Origin of the sequence: Nonomuraea sp. NPDC048892, from assembly GCF_040649735.1 — a bacterium.
In the GTDB taxonomy this organism is placed as follows: Bacteria; Actinomycetota; Actinomycetes; order Streptosporangiales; family Streptosporangiaceae; genus Nonomuraea; species Nonomuraea maheshkhaliensis.
The window spans coordinates 22,967-39,556 of record NZ_JBEZFZ010000012.1 but is presented as its reverse complement, the minus strand read 5'-3'; the positions used below and the strand labels follow the sequence as shown (position 1 = coordinate 39,556).

The window sequence follows — 16,590 nt, the reverse complement described above, 5'->3', positions numbered from 1 at the left end:
GTGGCAGACAGCTACAGGTACATCGTCATCGGCGCGGGCGCGGCCGGCTCCGTGCTCGCCGCCCGGCTCAGCGAGGACCCCGGCGCCTCGGTGCTGCTGCTGGAGGCCGGCGACGCGCAGGTCACCGACGCGGTCAGGACCCCGCACCGGTGGAACGAGGTGCTGCTGACCGACCTCGACTGGGCGTACATGAGCGAGCCTCAGCCGGGCCTCGGCGGATCCCGCGTCTACAGCGCGGCCGGGCGCGGCCTGGGCGGCGGCTCGAACGTCTACCACATGATGCACACCAGGGGCCGGCCGCAGGACTACGACTCCTGGGCCTACCAGGGCTGCCCAGGATGGTCGTTCGAGGACGTCCTGCCGACCCTCCAGCACCTGGAGGCGCAGCGGGACGGGCACAACCCCACGGCGGGCAAGGACGGCCCCATGACCGTGGCCGACGCGGCCGAGACCGGCAATCCGGTCTCGCGCACATTCATCGACGCCTGCGTGGAGCTCGGCCACCCCCGCCTGGACGACTTCAACGCCGGCCTGTTCGGCGCCGGCTGGCACCATGTCAACATCAAGGACGGCCTGCGCCACGGCGCCCGCGAGGCCTACCTGGACCCCGCGCTCGGCCGCCCCAACCTCACCGTCATGACCGCCGCCCCGGCCACCAGGCTGCTGTTCGACGGCGGGCGCTGCACGGGCGTCGAGTACACCCGCGACGGCGCCACCCACACCGCGCGGGCCGAGGCCGAGGTCGTGCTCTGCGCGGGCGCCATCCAGTCGCCCAAGCTGCTCATGCTGTCCGGCCTCGGACCGGCCGCGCACCTGGCCGAGCACGGCATCCCCGTGCTGGCCGACCTGCCGGGAGTCGGCGCGAACTTCCAGGACCACCCCCTGGTCATCGGGCCGATCGGCTACATGGCCAAGCCGGGCGACGACCCGCGCGGGCAGGTGACCGAGGTCGCCGTGTTCTGCGGGTCCGAGGAGGGCCTGCCGGTGCCCGATCTGGAGGTGGCGCTGGTGCACCGCGCGCCGTTCGGCGAGAAGTTCTTCGCCAACGTGGTGCGCCGCGTGCAGACGGGCAAACCCATCACGCCGGTACGGGAGCTGGTGGACCCGCACGTCATCCTCAGCCTCACCGCGCTGGTGCGGCCCGTCTCACGCGGCTGGGTCCGCCTGGCCGGCCCCGACCCCGCCGCCCACCCCCTGATCAACGCCGACTACCTCGGCGACCCGTACGACCTGGAACGCACGGTCACCGTCGTGGAGATCGCCAGGGGCCTCTACCGGACCAAGGCGTTCACCGAGGAATGGGGGCTGACCGAGGTCGCGCCGGGCCCTGACGTGACCACCCGCGCCGAGCTGCGCACGTGGGTGAAGGCCAACACCGGCTCCTACTACCACTTCGCCGGCTCGTGCCGGATGGGCTCGGACGCGGGCGCGGTGGTCGACCCGCGGCTGCGGGTGCGCGGCGTCGAGGGCCTGCGGGTGGCCGACGCCTCCGTCATGCCGACGCTGGTGAGCGCCCACCCGCACACCACGGTCGTGATGATCGCCGAGCGTGCCGCTAGCTTCATGACTGGCGGCGACTGAACACACCGGCACCCACACGTCGAGCCTCATGGTCCGGACCGGTCCATGAGGCTCGACGTCGTGCCCGTGAGACGTTTGCCGGACAGGCGTTTTCGCCGGTGAGACGTCTTGCCGCCGGATGTCCGTCCGGCCGGACGTCTTGTTGGCGGGACGACATCTGACCGTCATATATAGAAGTGGCAGTGCCAGCATAAGCTCGTCCTGTCACCCCGCCCCGGAGATTCCGATAATTAATGATGAAAAGGGGGAAAGCTCGAAATATTTAGGGGTTGGTCGTATGACCATCTATACGGAATTGGACTCGCAGGAGATATGGCTCTCACCATTCTGTGAGGATCTCTTCTCCTCCTTCCTCCGTTCCGACCAGCGCCGCTGGGGCGAGGTGTACGTTCAAGGACTGCTCTCGGTGCCCGGCCGCAAATCGATCCGGCGCATCTCCGAGCAGGTGACGGGACGGCCCGTCGACCAGTGCCTGCAGCAGTTCGTCAACCAGAGCCCCTGGGACTGGCGGCTCGTCCGGCAGCGCCTGGCGCAGATCCTCGTCCAGGCCGTCCGCCCCAAGGCGTGGGTGCTCGAAGAGGTCGTCTTCCCCAAGAACGGCTCCAAGTCGGTGGGCGTGGCCAGGCAGTTCGTGCACTCCGCCGGCCGGCTGGTCAACTGCCAGCTCGGCCTGGCGGTCGTACTTGTGGGCGATGAGGGCGGCTGCCCGGTCAACTGGCGGCTGCTGCTGCCGCGCTCGTGGGACGACGACGAGGAGCTGCGCAGCGGCGCTCGCCTCCCCGAGCGGGAGCGCAGCCGGCCGGCCTGGCGGCACCTGCTTCAGGCGATCGACGAGATGGTGATCGACTGGGGCCTGCCGCCCGCGCCCATCGTGGCCGACGCCAGGGCGATGCCGGGCGTGGAGTCGCTGCTCGGCGGGCTGGTGGAGCGCGGGCTGCCCTACCTGGTCAGGGTCTCGCGGCACACCATGCCCTCGATCGGCCCCGGCGCCGTGGTCCGCCCGGTGCTGGAGCCCGCCAGGCCCCGGCTGCAGGTGGTGTCGGGGCGGGCGCTGCCGCGTCCGTACGAGCCGGTGCACAGCTGGCGCAGCGTCGGCAATCGCTCGATGTGGCTGACCGACCTGGGCCGCCACCGCGTGCCCGACCTGGCGGGGCTGATCAAGCTGCGCAACCGGGCGGTGTCCGAGCTGTCCGCGGTGTCCAGGGAGTCGGGCCTGCACCACTTCGAAGGCCGTTCCTTCCAGGGCTGGCACCACCACGTCACGCTGGTGTCCGCCGCCCACGCCTACCGGCTGCTGCGCGGCCGCGACGGAAGGAAGGCGGAGGACCTGTGCCTGTCCCCGCATGGGTGACCGAGCGGCTGTGCGGCGTCGAGCTGTTCCGCGGCCTGAACGCCGAGCAGCTCGACTGGGTGGCGCGCACGGGCCGGTTCATGGAGCTGTCCGACGGGGACGCGCTGTTCTCCGAGGGCGAGCCTGCCGACGCCTTCTACGTGCTGCTCGGCGGCCAGATCGTGGTGACCAAGCTGGTCGGCGGCAGGGAGCAGGTGCTGGCCAGGCACACCGGCGACAGCATCGAGCACCAGTTCATCGGCGAGCTGCCGCTGCTCACCAGCGGCGAGTACCTGGCCAGCGCGCTCGCCGTGGGCCCCGCCCGGGTCGTCGCCTACGACAGGGACGGCTTCTTCGAGATGCTGGAGCGCTGCCCGCCGGTGTCCAGGGTGCTGCTCCCGGTGCTGGCCGGGCGGATCAACGCCATGGAACGGCAGGCCGGGCGCAGCCGCATGCTGGAAGGGCTCGGCATGCTCGCCGCCGGGCTGGCGCACGAGCTGAACAACCCGGCCGCGGCCGCCATGCGGGCCACCCGCGACCTGCGCGACCTGACGCCGCGGCTCGCCGAGGCCGCGGTCGCGTGGGGCCGGGCCTGCGACGACACCGAGTGGCGGCTGGTCGCCCGCATCCAGGGCGAGCTCACGCCCAGGGTGCCGCTGGACCCGCTGGCCGAGGCGGAGGCGGCGGACGAGGTGGCCGACTGGCTGGAGGCGCGCGGGCTCGCCGAGGCCGCCGACCTGAGCGACGTCCTGGCCGAGCACGGCGCGTGCCCCGCCCGGCTCGACGAGCTGGCCGCGGGGCTGCGGGCGGAGGCGCTCGGCCCGGCGCTGACGTACCTGACCAGGGTGTTGCGGGCGGCCTCGCTCACGCGCGACGCGGCCGAGGCGGGCCGGCGGGTGGTGGAGCTGGTCGGGCGCACCTCCGCCTACGCCAACCTCGACCGGGCGCCGGAACGCGACGTGGACCTGCGCGAGGGGCTGGAGGCCACGCTCGCGCTCATGGCGCCGAAGCTGCGCGGCGTACGGGTGCGCCGCGACTACGCCGACCTGCCCGACATGAAGGCGTTCCCCAGCGAGCTCAACCAGGTCTGGACGAACCTCATCGACAACGCCGTGGACGCCATGAACGGCGAGGGCGAGCTGGCGATCAGCACCCGCCGCGAGGGCGGCCACGCCGTGGTGGAGTTCCGCGACGACGGGCCCGGCATCCCCGGCGACGTGCTGCCCACGGTGTTCCAGCCGTTCACCACCACCAAGGAGCTGGGCAAGGGCACCGGGCTCGGCCTGCACGTCAGCATGGACATCGTGGCGCAGCGGCACGGCGGCACGATGGAGGTCACCACCCGCCCGGGGGAGACCCGCTTCGTGGTCAGGCTCCCCCTGAGCCGCCTTCCCGATGGGAAGGACGATCAGCTCTCCGCGTGATAGCGGTGGATCATGGAGACCGCCATCGCGCCCTCGCCCACGCTGGAGGCCAGCCGCTTGACCGAGCCCGCCCGCGCGTCTCCCGCCGCGAACACGCCGGGCACGCTGGTCTCCAGCAGCAGCGGCTGACGCGGCAGGTCCCACGCGGGCAGCTCGGCGACCGGCCCCAGGTCGGGCCCGGTCAGCACGAAGCCGCGCTCGTCCCTGCGCACCATGTCGTCCAGCCACTCGGTCCTGGGCCTCGCGCCGATGAAGACGAACAGGTGCTCGGCCTCGTGCGTGCTGAGCGCGCCGGTCACGCCGTCGCGCAGCACGATGCGCTCCAGCCGGTCGGAGCCCTCGGCGCCGGCCAGCCGCGTGTTCGTCATGATCGTGATGGCCGGATCCGCCTCGATCTCGTCCACCAGGTAGGCCGACATCCCTTGGGACAGGCTCGCGGCGCGGACGACCATGGTGACGTGGCCGGCGTGCTTGGCGAAGTGCAGCGCGGCCTGACCGGCGGAGTTGGCGCCGCCGACGATCCACACGGGCTTGCCGACGCACGACTCGGTCTCCGTCAGCGTGGCGCCGTAGTAGATGCCCGCGCCCTCGAAGCGGCCGGCGCCGGCGGCGTCGAGGCTGCGGTAGGACAGGCCGGTCGACAGCAGTACGGTGGCCGCCGTGATCTCCTTGCCGTCGGACAGGTGCAGCACGCACGCCCGCCCCGCCCGGCTCAGCCGCTCGGCCTCGACCGGGGCGAGCACGTCCACGCCGAACCTGCGGGCCTGCGTGACCGCCCGGCTGGTCAGGTCTACTCCGGAGATGCCGGACGGGAAGCCCAGGTAGTTCTCGATCCTGCTGGAGGTGCCCGCCTGGCCGCCCGGCACGTACGCCTCGATCAGCAGTGTGGCCAGGCCCTCGGAGGCGGCGTAGACCGAGGCGGCCAGCCCGGAGGGGCCGCCGCCGACGATGGCCACGTCGTAGTGGGGATGGCTCAGCTCCGTGGCCAGGCCCAGCGCCTCGACCACCTCGGCGTGCCCGGGCCGGACCAGCGAGCGCCCGTCGGGCAGCGCCACCACGGGCAGCTCGGCCGCGCCGCGCGGCCCCTCCTCGAACCTGAACGGCAGGCGATGACGGGTGAGCAGGTCGCGCAGCCGGTGGGTGGCCGGCGCGAACCGGTGACCGACCAGGCGAATGCCCTGGTAGGGCGGCTCGTAGCCGGACTCCCAGTCGGCCAGCAGCTCGTCGAGCACCGGATAGAGCCGCTCCTCAGGTGGCTCCCACGGCTTGACGAGGTAGTGGTCGAGCCGCACCTCGTTGATCGCGGAGATCGCGACGCTGGTGTCGGCGTAGGCGGTCAGGAGCACGCGGCGGGCGGTGGGGAAGCGCTCGGCCGCGGCGGCCAGGAACTCGATCCCCGTCATCCCGGGCATGCGCTGGTCGGACAGGATCAGCGCCACCTCCGCGCGGCGGTCGAGCAGCGTGTCGAGCAGGCGCACGGCCTCGGCCGGCGATCTCGACGCGAGGACGCGGTAGCGCTCCTGGTAGGCGTGGGACAGATCGCGCCGGACCGCGCGGAGCACGTGGTCGTCGTCGTCCACGGCCAGCAGGACCGGCCGGTGCTGCTCGGGCATCACGACCCTCCAGAATCGGCTGACGACCATTCTGCCGTTTTTTCGGGAAGCGCACCCGGGACACCTGACGAAGTATCAGGTCATTTGCCGGACTTGACGGAATAGGCGGGCCGGCCTTGTCCGTGAATCCCGGCGATTGTTTCAATTCGCTGTATGACGCGCACCATTCTTATTATTCTCTCCGAGTTCGGATATTGGGGAGAAGAGCTCGTCGGGCCGCTGACCGCCTTCGACAGGCAGGGTTACCGGAGCGTGTTCGCCACTCCCACCGGCAAGCGGCCCCAGGCCCTGCCGCCCAGCCTCGACCCCGGCTACGTGGACCCGCCGCTCGGCCGCTCGGTGACCACCCCCGAGGTGGCCGTCGCCGCCCGGCAGGTGGACGAGTCCGACCGGCTCGACGACCCGCTCAGCCTGGCCGAATGGATCCCGGAACGGCCGTACGACAGCGAGGACGGCCATCTGCGCAAGGTCGAGGCGTACTACCGCGAGCTCGGCCGGCTGGACCGCGACATCGGCCGCTACGACGCCCTCGTCCTCGTGGGCGGCAGCGGGCCGATCGTCGACCTGGCCAACAACGGCCGCGTGCACGACCTCATCCTCGCCTTCGTCCGGGCCGGCAAGCCGATCCTGGCCGAGTGCTACGGCATCGCCTGCCTCGCCTTCGCCCGCGACTGGGAGGACCGCATGAGCATCCTGCGGGGCAAGCACGTCACCGGCCACTGCAAGGAGTACGACTACAAGGACGGCACGGGGTTCCTCGGCGTGGACTTCAACATGGGGCCGCCGCCGTACCCCCTGGAGTACATCCTGCGCGACGCCACCGCGCCGGACGGCCGCTACCACGGCAACGTGGGCCAGGAGACCTCGGTCATCGTCGACTACCCGTTCGTCACGGGGCGCTCCACGCCGGACTCGTACCTGTCCGGCGAGAAGCTGGTCGAGGTGCTCGAAACCGGCCTGCGCCGCTACGGCTGGTGAATCCGTGAGCAGCCGCCCGGCCAAGAGGGCCGTCTTCGAGCAGTTCGCCGCCGACGGCATCGGCGTGATGTTCGGCAACCCCGGGACCGTGGAGCAGGGCTTCCTCGACGTCCTGGAAGAGGTGCCGGGCTTCAGGTACGTGCTGGCTCTGCAGGAGGCCGCCGCGCTCGGCATCGCCGACGGCTACGCCCGGGCGACGGCCGGCCCCGCGCTGGTCCAGCTGCACACCGGCGTCGGCCTCGGCAACGCCGTCGGTATGCTCTACCAGGCCAAACGCGGCCACTCGCCGCTCGTCGTGATCGCCGGCGAGGCCGGCGTGCGCTACGAGGCGATGGACGGCCAGATGGCCGTGGACCTGGTGGCGATGGCCGCGCCCGTGACCAAGTACGCCACCAGGGTCACCCATCCCGGCTCGGTGCTGCGGGTGCTGCGCCGCGCGGTCAAGACGGCGATGACGCCGCCGCGCGGCCCGGTCTTCGTGGCGCTGCCCATGGACGTGCTGGACGCGGAGACCGACGAGCCCGCGCTGCCCAGCACCATCCCCAGCCGGGCGACGGTGCCCGTGCCGCAGGAGCTGGACCGGGCCGCCGCCGTGCTGCGCGCGGCCCGGCGCCCGGTCGTGCTGGCCGGCGACGGCGTCGCGGTGTCCGGCGCGCAGCCGGAGCTGGCCGCCGTGGCCGAGGCGCTGGGCGCCCCGGTGTGGACGGTGAACTGCTCCGAGCTGGTCATCGACACCACGCACCCGCTGCACCGGGGCGACCTCGGCCACATGTTCGGCGAGCACAGCGCCGCCGCGGTGGCGGAGGCCGACGCCGTGCTGGTCGTCGGCACCTACCTCTTCCCCGAGGTGTTCCCGCTGCTGCGCAGCCCCTTCGCGGACGGGTGCCGGATCGTGCACATCGACCTCGACGACTACGAGATCGCCAAGAACTTCCCCGCCGAGATCGCCCTGGCCGCCGACCCGAAGCCCACCCTGGCGGCCCTGGCCGCCCGGCTCGGCCCGGCGCGCCCCCTGCCCGAGCGGGCGGCGGCGGAGCCGTACGGGGCGGGCATGATGGACCTGTTCGCCGCCGAGCTGGCCCGGCGGGCCCCGGCGGACCTGGTGCTCTTCGACGAGGCGCTGACCGCCTCGCCCGCCCTGCTGCGGCACCTCCCCCCGCGCCGGCCCGGCTCCTACTTCCAGACCAGGGGCGGCTCGCTCGGGGTCGGCCTGCCCGGCGCGATCGGGATCAAGCTGGCCCGCCCCGGCAGCGAGGTGGTGGGCTTCACCGGCGACGGCGGCAGCATGTACACGATCCAGGCCCTGTGGAGCGCCGCCAGGTACGGCGTCGCCGCCCGGTTCGTGATCTGCGACAACCGCCGCTACCAGCTTCTCGACGACAACTTGGAGCAGTACTGGCGCGAGCGCGGCATCGCCTCGCATCCCCACCCCGAAGGCTTCGACCTGGCCCACCCGGAGATCGACTTCGTCCGGCTGGCCAGGAGCCTCGGGGTCCCCGGCATCAAGGTGAGCAAACCCGCCCAGGTGGAGTCCGCCGTCGGGCGCATGCTGACCGAGCCGGGGCCGTTTCTGGTGCATTTGATGACGACGTGAGAGGGACACCGTGAGTGAGAAGCGACTGGCGGGCCGCACCGTCGCGATCCTGATGGAGAGCGACTTCGTCGAGCAGGAGTTGCACTACTACGAGCGGCGCTTCACCGAGGAGGGCGCGCGGGTGGAGTTCCTCACCCGGTTGTGGGGCCAGGACGCCCTCACCTTCCACGGGCACGAGTTCCAGGAGCCGTTCACCGTGACGGGAGACCTGGAACGTGCCGACCTGTCCGGCATCGACGTGCTGATCGTGCCGTCGGGCATGGTGTCGGACCGGTTGCGCTACACCGAGGACGTGCACGAGCTCGCCCCCGCGGTACGCCTGCTCAAGGCGGCCTTCGCGGACCGCCGCATCGTCAAGGGCATCATCTGCCACGGCCTGTGGCTGGCGGCCCCCATCGCCGAGGTGGTCAAGGGCCGCCGCGTCACCTGCCACAACAACCTGGTCGGCGACGCCCGCAACATGGGGGCGCTCTACACCGACCAGGACGTGGTGGTGGACCGTGACCTGGTCACCGGCCGCACCGCCGGCCACTGCGCCGAGTTCGCCCGCATGATCATCGACCTGGTCGCCGCCGACACCACCGCCGAGCGCGCCTACCGGCCCGACTTCACCTTCTCCGACCTGGTGGCCGGATACGTGACCAGCTTCGCGGACGGCGTGATCGGCCTGCGCACCAACGACGGCCGCGCGGTCAAGGTCCGGCTCACCGGCACCACCTCCGCCCAGTTCCTGCGCAACCTGTCCGAGCCCTATCTCGACGCCTCCGGCCACCTCGACCAGCTGCTCACCCCGGGCGGCTACGTGTTCGCGCACGGCATCTTCTATCCCGAGGGCGGCGCGTACACCGTCGAGGCCAAGGCGCTGACCTTCCTCGGCAAGCAGCCGGGACAGTACACCTTCGAGCAGCCCGACTGGTGGGTGCGCCAGATCCGCGAGCTGGGCCGGTTCTACCGCAAGGCCCAGTTCGGCGACGGCCCGATCGACTACGCCGCCTACCGGACGCAGCTGCGGCTCGGCGGCGACAAGGGCGAGCAGGTCGTGCAGGAGACCGACACGATCTCCCGCATGGTCTACGGCATGTCGTCAGCGTACATGCTGACCGGCGAGGAGGACTTCCTGGACGTCGCCGAGCAGGGTGCCGCCTACCTGCGCGACCACATGCGCTTCGTGGACCGCGACGAGGACGTCGTCTACTGGTACCACGGCGTCGAGGTGCGCGACGGGGCCGAGCGCAAGCTGTTCACCTCCGAGTTCGGCGACGACTACGACGCCATCCCGATGTACGAGCAGATCTACGCCCTGGCCGGCCCCACCCAGCTCTACCGGCTGACCGGCGACCCGCGCATCGCGTCCGACATCGACGGCACCCTGCGCCTGTTCCGGCGCTTCTTCCACGATCCCGAGCTGGGCGGCTACTACTCCCACATCGACCCGATCCTGCTCAGCCCGCACCACGAGTCCCTGGGCCCCAACCGGTCCAGGAAGAACTGGAACTCCGTCGGCGACCACGCGCCCGCGTACCTGATCAACCTGCTGCTGGCCACCGGCGACGAGCGGCACGCCGACATGCTGGAGGAGACGTTCGACCTGATCGCCGAGCACATGCCGCGCAAGGACAGCCCGTACGTGCAGGAACGCTTCCACGCCGACTGGACGCCGGACACCGCCTGGCACTGGCAGCAGGACCGCGCGGTCGTCGGCCACAACCTCAAGATCGCCTGGAACCTGATGCGGATGATGTCCATCAGGCCCAAGGAGCGCTACCGCGAGCTGGCCGTCGAGATCGGCGAGAAGATGCCGCCCTTCGGCAGCGACCCGCAGCGCGGCGGCTGGTACGACGTGGTCGAACGCAAACTCGGCCCCGGCGAGCACATCCACCGCTTCGTCTGGCACGACAGGAAGGCCTGGTGGCAGCAGGAGCAGGCCATCCTCGCCTACCAGATCCTGGCCGGGACGGCCGGCGGGGAGGAGTTCCGGCGCCGGGCGCGCGAGTCGGCCGCCTTCTACAACGCCTTCTTCCTCGACCACGACGAGGGCGGCGTCTACTTCAACGTGCTCGCCGACGGCCACCCGTACCTGCTCGGCACCGAGCGGTTCAAGGGCAGTCACTCGATGAGCATGTGCCACGCCGCCGAGCTGTGCTTCCTGGCCACCGTCTACCAGCGGCTGCTGCTGGACAGGAAGCCGCTGACGCTGCACTTCCGCCCGCGGCCCGACGGGTTCACCGACCGGGTCCTGCGGGTGGCGCCCGACGCGCTGCCGCCCGGCCGGGTCCGGCTGGACTGGGTGGAGGTGGACGGCACGCCGTACCAGCTGTTCGACGCGGCGGCGATGACCGTCAAACTGCCCGACTCCGCGGCACCGGTGACGGTGCGCGCGCATCTCGCGCCGGTGGAGGACTGACATGAGCATGCAACTGCGGCACCAGATCAGGAACGGGGTCACGGTCGTCACCCTGGACGGCCGCCTCGACAGCGAGACCGCGCCGCGCGTCCAGCAGGACCTGCGGGCGCTGCTGCCCGGCGAGGGCCAGGTCGTGCTCGACCTGAGCGGCACGGTCTACATGTCCAGCGCGGGCCTGCGGGTGCTGCTGCTGATCTACCGGCACGCGCAGAGCGGCTCGCTGCGCCTCGCGCTCACCGGGCTCACCCCCGACGTACGCGCGATCATGGACGCGACGGGCTTCCTCGGCTTCTTCACCGTGGTGGAGTCCGTCGACGAGGGTGTGGAGGCGTTGACGGTATGACGACCCTGGAGCCGATCGACGCCTACCCCACGCAGCGGATCTCCGGGTTTCCCGTCCGCGCGGGGCGGTCGCTGCCGTTCGGCGCCACGCGGGTGCCCGGAGGCGTCAACTTCTCCGTCTTCTCCAACCACGCCACCTCCGTGACGCTCGTGCTGTACCGCTCGGGCGAGGCCGAGCCCATGGCCGAGCTGCCCTTCCCCGAGACGTTCCGGGTGGGGAGCGTCTACGCGATGACCGTCTTCGACCTCGACGTGGAGAACCTCGAGTACGGCTACCGCGTGGACGGCCCGCACCAGCCCTGGCTCGGCCACAGGTTCGACGCCACGAAGGTGCTCAGCGACCCGTACGCGCGGATGCTGACCGGCGCGGGCCCTTACCGGCACCGCTCCCGCGTCGCCCTCGACGACTTCGACTGGGAGGACGACCGCCCGCCGCGCCTGCCGCACGAGGACCTGGTGATCTACGAGCTGCACGTGCGCGGCTTCACCCGGCACCCCTCCTCGGGGGTGTCGGCGCCGGGCACCTACGCCGGGCTCGTGGAGAAGATCCCCTATCTGCGGGAGCTGGGGGTCAACTGCGTGGAGCTGATGCCGGTCTTCGAGTTCGACGAGAGCGACAACATCTTCACCGGTGTGAACTACTGGGGCTACAGCCCGATCGGGTTCTTCGCCCCGAAGGCGTCGTACGCGATGACCGGGCGCGAGCACATGCAGGTGGACGAGTTCAAGCACCTGGTGAAGGAGCTGCACAGGGCCGGCATCGAGGTGCTGCTGGACGTGGTGTTCAACCACACCGCCGAAGGCGACGAACGCGGTCCTTCGATCAGCTTCAAGGGCCTGGACAACGTCACGTACTACATGCTCACGCCCGACCGGCACTACTACAACTTCAGCGGCACCGGAAACACGCTCAACTGCAACCATCCGGTCGTGCGCGGGTTCGTGCTCGACTGCCTGCGTTACTGGGCCAGTGAGTTCCACGTGGACGGGTTCAGATTTGACCTGGCCGCGATCCTCGGCCGCGGCCCCGACGGCGAGCTGCTGCACAACCCGCCGCTGCTGGAGTCGCTGGCCTACGACCCGATCCTGCGCGACTGCAAGCTGATCGCCGAGGCGTGGGACGCCGCCGGGCTCTATCAGGTGGGCAGCTTCCCCGACTACAGCAGGTGGTCGGAGTGGAACGGCCGCTACCGCGACACCATCCGCAAGTACATCAAGGGCGACCTCGGCGTCACCGGCGAGCTGGCCACCCGGATGGTCGGCTCGCCCGACCTCTACAGCCGCAGGGGGACCGCGGCCACGGTCAACTTCGTCACCTCGCACGACGGCTTCACCCTGCGTGACCTGGTCTCCTATGACCACAAGCACAACGACGCCAACGGCGAGGGCAACAGGGACGGCGACGACGCCAACCACTCGTGGAACTGCGGGCACGAGGGCGAGACCGACGACCCGGCCGTGCTGGCCACCCGCGCCCGCCTGACCAGGAACGCGCTGCTGATCCTGCTGGCCAGCAGGGGCGTGCCGATGCTGCTGGCCGGCGACGAGATCGGCCGCACGCAGCTCGGCAACAACAACGCCTACTGCCACGACGGGCCGCTGACCTGGCTCGACTGGGGGCTGCGCGAGCAGAACGCCGACCTGTTCCGCTTCACCCGGCGCGCCATCGCCTTCCGGCGCGCCCATCCGGTGCTGCGGGGCGGCTCGCCCGGCTCGGTGCACTGGCACGGGGTGCGCGCGTGGTCGCCTGACTGGTCGGCGCACTGCCGGGTGCTGATCGCCATGTTCGACGGAGGCGGCGACGACTGCGTGTACGTGGCCGCCAACTCCCACTGGGAGGCGCACGCCCTCGAACTGCCGGCACCGCCGCGCGGCCTGACCTGGCACCTGTTCGCCGACACCGCCGCCGCGCCGCCCGACGACGCCCACGAGCCGGGGCACGAGCCGCCCCTGGCCGACCAGACGCGGTTCGTGATCGGCCCCAGAAGCGTCGCGATCCTGGTCACGCACTAGTTGGAGGAAGAGGAACCGTCATGAGTTTCAAGATCAACATGAACGTGGAAGGCGACACCGCCACGATCCGGCTGGCCGGCGAACTGGACGGCCGCTCGGCGCCCGAGCTCAACGACCTGGTCAGCCAGGCCGTGGGCCGCCAGGTGGCCAAGCTGGTCCTGCTCCTCGACGAGCTGACGTACATGTCGTCCGCGGGCGTGCGCTGCCTGGTGTTCGCGCACCAGAAGTTGCCGCGCGGCTCGGAGATCACCCTGGTGGGCACGCAGCCGGAGGTCGCCGAGACCATCCGGCTCACCGGCTTCGACCGCAGCATCATGATGCGGTGATGCTCGCCTGCCGGCTCAGGATTGACGGCCAGCACGCGTCCATGGCGGGTGTGGTGGCCGACTTCGTGGAGGTGCTGGCGGGGGAGGCGGGGCTCGATCCCCGCCAGACCTACTGGCTGCGGCTGGCCACCGACGAGATCACCACGAACATCGTCCAGCACGGCTACCGGGGAGCGGCGGGCGTGGTGGACGTCGCGGGCGAGGTCGACCAGGACGAGGTGCGGGTCCGCATCGAGGACGACGCGCCGCCGTTCGACCCCGGAGGCTACGACCCGGAGCCGCGCCTGTCGGTGCCGCCGCACCAGCGCGACGAAGGCGGCTACGGCCTGCTCCTGGCCATGGGCAAGGTCGATGAGTTCCACTACGAGTTCGCCGGCGGCCGCAACCGCAACACGTTGATCATGCGACTGCGAGGAGGAACCGATGCCGACGGCCCTGGTCGTCGCTGAGCCGGGCAACACCGGCTCCACGGCCGTGCTGGAGCTCGACGGGGCGCTGCGTCTGGAGGGCTTCGAGGTCGAGCACGCCGTGCCCGACGACCTGATGCGGAACCGGCCCAATCCCGACCTGCTGCTCGTCTCGGCCGCGCTCGGGCTGCAGCGGGTGGCGCTGCTGTGCCAGCGCTTCGTGGTCGACGGGCGCACGCCCACCGTGGTGGCCTTCCCCGACGACGACATCGGGGCGCTGGAGGAGTGCGTGCGCGGCGGGTTCGACTACGTCACCCGGCCGTTCCTGCCCAGCCTGCTGCGCAGCCGGGTCAACTCCTGCTTCGAGCGCTGGCAGCTCAGCAGCACCGTGGAGGAGATGGCCGCGCTGGCCAGCCTGCGCGAGTACGAGCGCGAGCTGAGCATCGCGCGTGAGATCCAGGCCGGGTTCCTGCCCGAGTCGATGCCGGAGCTGGACGGCTGGGAGATCGCGGCCAGCTTCCGGCCCGCCAGGCAGGTGGCCGGGGACTTCTACGACGTGTTCACCCTGGTCAACGGGCGCCGGCTGGCGTTCGTGGTGGCCGACGTGTGCGACAAGGGCGTGGGCGCGGCGCTGTTCATGGCGCTGATCAGGACCCTGCTGCGGCACACCGCCGAGCACACGGGGCTGGTGCAGCTCTCCGGCGACGACCTCGGTGCCGTCGTCGGCGGCGCCTCGTACGAGACGCCGCTGCCGCTGCTGTCGCTGGGGGCGGGGCCGCTGGTGCAGGCGGTGGTCGGGACCAACCGGTACATGGCCCGCAACCATCTGAAACAGGGCTACTTCGCCACGATGTTCTTCGGCGTGCTCGACCCGTGGACGGGGGACCTGGTCTACATCAACGGCGGGCACAATCCGCCCGTCATGGTCCGCGCCGACGGGCGGCAGAGCCTGCTCCCGCCGACGGGGCCGGCCGTGGGGATCCTGCCGGACAGCTCGTACACGCTGGGGCACGTGCGGCTCGCGCCCGGCGACGCGCTCTTCACCTACACCGACGGCGTTGTCGAGGCCAGGAACGCCGACCACGGCCTGTACGGCACCGCCCGGCTGCAGGAGGTGCTGGCCAGGCCGGGCGCGGGCGCGGGGGATCTGCTGGAGGCGGTGGACAGCGCCGTACGCCACTTCGTGGGGACGGCCGAGCAGTCCGACGACATCACCACGCTGGCGTTACGCAGGACGCCCCTGTGACCGGGCCGCTGTGATCGGGCCGCTGTGACCGGGCCGCTGTGATCGGGCCGCTGTGACCGGGCCGCTGTGACTGGGCCGCTGTGACTGGGCCGCTGTGATTGGGCCGCCCGATTCGACCGGACATTCGCGGAACGTCCGGTGAACGTCCGGTCATGGGGCCTTGACTGGCCGGCCCGGAATCGCGACCGAATCATCGCCTCCTCGAACCGGTGGCGGGCGAAATGCCGTCGTCACGCGGAGATGATGTCAATATGCGGTTAAGGCACGCCGAATTCACGTTTTCCGAATCAAGTCAGATCGTGCCCGAATAACAAATGCGGCGACGGTGACAAATCGCCCGTACGGCTCCTAGACTCTGGGGCGGACTCGATCAGTGATGCCCAGGGGGTCGTACGGGGGTTACGTGTCAGGGGACGTCTGGAGCCGGCAGGAGCTCGCCCGATTCCTGAAGAGCCGGCGCGCCCGGGTCATGCCGGAGCAGGTGGGACTGCCGGCGGGCACGTCGCGCCGGACGAAGGGGCTGCGCAGGGAGGAGGTGGCCGTGCTGGCCGGCCTCAGCCCGACCTGGTACACCTACCTCGAACAGGGCAGGGACATCAAACCCTCGGTCCAGGTGCTCGACAGCCTGGCGCGGGTGCTCGACCTCACCGAGGACGAGCGCCGCTACATGCACACCCTGGTCCACGGCCAGGTCACCAACCCGCAGCCGCTCGCGGGGCAGGGCTGGACCGGTGGGGTGATGGACCTGGTCGTCGAGCTGATGGGCCACAGCGAATATCCGGTCTACGCCACCGACATCTACTGCGACCTGCTCGCCTGGAACGAGGCCGCGGCCGAGTGGTACGACGACTGGTCCCGCCTGCCACCCGGCCACCGCAACATGCTGCACTGGATGTTGTGCTCCCCGCTGGCCAAGGAACGGCTGCCCGACTGGGAGAGCGACACCCGCGACATCATCGCCCGATGGCGCTCCGAGCTGGCCAAATGGCCGCACGACGAGCGGGTCACCCAGAAGATCGCCGAATTCGCCCGGCTCAGCCCCCTGTTCGCCGGCCTGTGGCGCAAGCACGACGTGCAGGAGCACCGCAGCCTCACCCGGCGCTTCCGCCACCCCCGCCTGGGCGAGCAGACCCTGCGCATGGCCCTGATGATCACCCCTGACGACCCGCTCGTGGGGCTCGTCGTCCATTGCCCGCTGTGAACGGCACGTGAATAACCGGGTCCAGGACCCGGCATTGCGTTATTTCATAATTGACAAAAAGGGTGCTCGCTCCGACCTTAGGTGATGTCGTGAACACCCGACCAACAGGGGTGCGCGGGGGCGTCGCCGGT

12 protein-coding genes and 1 pseudogene are annotated in these 16,590 nt (G+C 70.9%); 12 read left to right on the top strand and 1 reads right to left on the bottom strand.

Annotation, left to right across the window (positions count from 1 at the left end; translation table 11 throughout):
• The 3 genes and pseudogenes from AB0C28_RS33025 (at position 1) to AB0C28_RS33015 (ending at position 4,335) form a co-directional block, all read left to right on the top strand.
• On the top strand, positions 1–1,581 hold the full coding sequence (locus AB0C28_RS33025; RefSeq protein WP_358079919.1) for an FAD-dependent oxidoreductase: 1,581 nt from the start codon (positions 1–3) through the stop codon (positions 1,579–1,581).
• Positions 1,582–1,699: 118 nt separating this feature from the next.
• Positions 1,700–2,548: pseudogene (locus tag AB0C28_RS33020) on the top strand (transposase); the annotation flags it as partial.
• A gap of 362 nt (positions 2,549–2,910) precedes the next feature.
• On the top strand, positions 2,911–4,335 hold the full coding sequence (locus tag AB0C28_RS33015; protein WP_358079918.1) for an ATP-binding protein: 1,425 nt from the start codon (positions 2,911–2,913) through the stop codon (positions 4,333–4,335).
• On the opposite strand, the gene AB0C28_RS33010 is transcribed toward AB0C28_RS33015, so the two are convergent.
• Positions 4,320–5,948, bottom strand: coding sequence for an FAD-dependent oxidoreductase (locus AB0C28_RS33010; protein ID WP_357853600.1), 1,629 nt, complete (start codon positions 5,946–5,948; stop codon positions 4,320–4,322). The two genes, AB0C28_RS33015 and AB0C28_RS33010, sit on opposite strands and share 16 nt — an antisense overlap.
• Before the next feature lie 153 nt (positions 5,949–6,101).
• Here AB0C28_RS33010 and AB0C28_RS33005 point away from each other — a divergent pair, with 153 nt between their 5' ends.
• From AB0C28_RS33005 to AB0C28_RS32965, 9 genes are all read left to right on the top strand, one after another.
• Entirely contained in the window at positions 6,102–6,926 is an 825-nt protein-coding gene (locus AB0C28_RS33005; protein WP_358079917.1) for a type 1 glutamine amidotransferase domain-containing protein, read from the top strand.
• Between the two features lie 4 nt (positions 6,927–6,930).
• On the top strand, positions 6,931–8,520 hold the full coding sequence (locus tag AB0C28_RS33000) for a thiamine pyrophosphate-binding protein (RefSeq protein WP_357853594.1): 1,590 nt from the start codon (positions 6,931–6,933) through the stop codon (positions 8,518–8,520).
• Between the two features lie 10 nt (positions 8,521–8,530).
• Complete coding sequence (locus AB0C28_RS32995) at positions 8,531–10,924, top strand: AGE family epimerase/isomerase (protein WP_357853591.1); 2,394 nt, start codon at positions 8,531–8,533, stop codon at positions 10,922–10,924.
• A 1-nt stretch (position 10,925) separates the two neighbouring features.
• Positions 10,926–11,267, top strand: coding sequence for an STAS domain-containing protein (locus AB0C28_RS32990; RefSeq protein ID WP_346113939.1), 342 nt, complete (start codon positions 10,926–10,928; stop codon positions 11,265–11,267).
• Positions 11,264–13,279: an alpha-amylase family glycosyl hydrolase gene (locus AB0C28_RS32985; RefSeq protein ID WP_357853588.1), complete on the top strand. Its 2,016-nt coding sequence runs from the start codon at positions 11,264–11,266 to the stop codon at positions 13,277–13,279. The genes AB0C28_RS32990 and AB0C28_RS32985 overlap by 4 nt, the downstream gene beginning before the upstream one ends.
• 20 nt (positions 13,280–13,299) lie before the next feature.
• Positions 13,300–13,605 (top strand): anti-sigma factor antagonist, encoded by a 306-nt coding sequence (locus AB0C28_RS32980; protein ID WP_106249939.1) that lies wholly within the window; start codon positions 13,300–13,302, stop codon positions 13,603–13,605.
• On the top strand, positions 13,605–14,054 hold the full coding sequence (locus AB0C28_RS32975; protein ID WP_357854495.1) for an ATP-binding protein: 450 nt from the start codon (positions 13,605–13,607) through the stop codon (positions 14,052–14,054). Before AB0C28_RS32980 ends, AB0C28_RS32975 begins: the two co-directional genes overlap by 1 nt.
• Positions 14,029–15,258 (top strand): SpoIIE family protein phosphatase, encoded by a 1,230-nt coding sequence (locus tag AB0C28_RS32970; protein ID WP_357853584.1) that lies wholly within the window; start codon positions 14,029–14,031, stop codon positions 15,256–15,258. Before AB0C28_RS32975 ends, AB0C28_RS32970 begins: the two co-directional genes overlap by 26 nt.
• Positions 15,259–15,661: 403 nt before the next feature.
• Positions 15,662–16,459: a helix-turn-helix transcriptional regulator gene (locus AB0C28_RS32965; protein WP_357853581.1), complete on the top strand. Its 798-nt coding sequence runs from the start codon at positions 15,662–15,664 to the stop codon at positions 16,457–16,459.
• Positions 16,460–16,590 lie beyond the last annotated feature (131 nt).

Excerpts from the sequence above, each read along its gene's own strand:
- AB0C28_RS33010 (WP_357853600.1), bottom strand. The coding sequence starts at position 5,948 with ATGCCCGAGCAGCACCGGCCGGTCCTGCTGGCCGTGGACGACGACGAC.
- AB0C28_RS33005 (WP_358079917.1), top strand. The coding sequence starts at position 6,102 with ATGACGCGCACCATTCTTATTATTCTCTCCGAGTTCGGATATTGGGGA.
- AB0C28_RS32990 (WP_346113939.1), top strand. The coding sequence starts at position 10,926 with ATGAGCATGCAACTGCGGCACCAGATCAGGAACGGGGTCACGGTCGTC.
- AB0C28_RS32985 (WP_357853588.1), top strand. The coding sequence starts at position 11,264 with ATGACGACCCTGGAGCCGATCGACGCCTACCCCACGCAGCGGATCTCC.
- AB0C28_RS32980 (WP_106249939.1), top strand. The coding sequence starts at position 13,300 with ATGAGTTTCAAGATCAACATGAACGTGGAAGGCGACACCGCCACGATC.
- AB0C28_RS32975 (WP_357854495.1), top strand. The coding sequence starts at position 13,605 with ATGCTCGCCTGCCGGCTCAGGATTGACGGCCAGCACGCGTCCATGGCG.
- AB0C28_RS32970 (WP_357853584.1), top strand. The coding sequence starts at position 14,029 with ATGCCGACGGCCCTGGTCGTCGCTGAGCCGGGCAACACCGGCTCCACG.